Origin of the sequence: Haloferax sp. Atlit-10N (assembly GCF_003586325.1) — an archaeon.
Taxonomy (GTDB): Archaea; Halobacteriota; Halobacteria; order Halobacteriales; family Haloferacaceae; genus Haloferax; species Haloferax prahovense.
The window spans coordinates 1-491 of record NZ_PSYX01000130.1; the positions used below are offsets into that span (position 1 = coordinate 1).

The following is a 491-nucleotide window of genomic DNA, read 5'->3' on the forward strand; positions in this document are numbered from 1 at the left end:
CCGCCGTTCGCGCCGATGACTGCGACCTGCATCGTTCGCTGTCCCGTAGTCGCCCCGGCCAGATAGGGGCTGGGTTCAGCGAAGGTGACGTGCGCGACTCGTCGCGGTGGAGCACGGACCCCGACACCCGATATCCCTCGTCGAACCGGCGGGTGCTGCTGGAAGCAACACCGTCGTTGGTCCGCAGGTCGGTGTTCACGTATGCGCGATTCGAACCGCCAGTGGATATTCGCCGAACGGCCCGAGGAAGAACCGGACATGGACAGCTTCGAACTCCGCGAGGGCGACCTCCCGGAGCCGCGACACGGCGAACTCCTCGTTCGCGTGCGGTACCTCTCTGTCGACCCGTACATGCGCGGCCGGATGCGGGACGCGGAGTCGTACGCCGAGCCGTGGTCGGTCGGTGACCCGATGCAGGGGGCCGTCGTCGGTGAAGTCGTCGAAAGCGAAAGCGACGCGTACGACGCGGGCGACCTCGTGAGCGGTAACGG

1 pseudogene is annotated in these 491 nt (G+C 67.2%); it reads left to right on the forward strand.

Features of this window, described 5'->3' with window-relative positions:
* Positions 1–201: 201 nt before the first annotated feature.
* Positions 202–491: pseudogene (locus C5B91_RS21510) on the forward strand (NADP-dependent oxidoreductase); the annotation flags it as partial.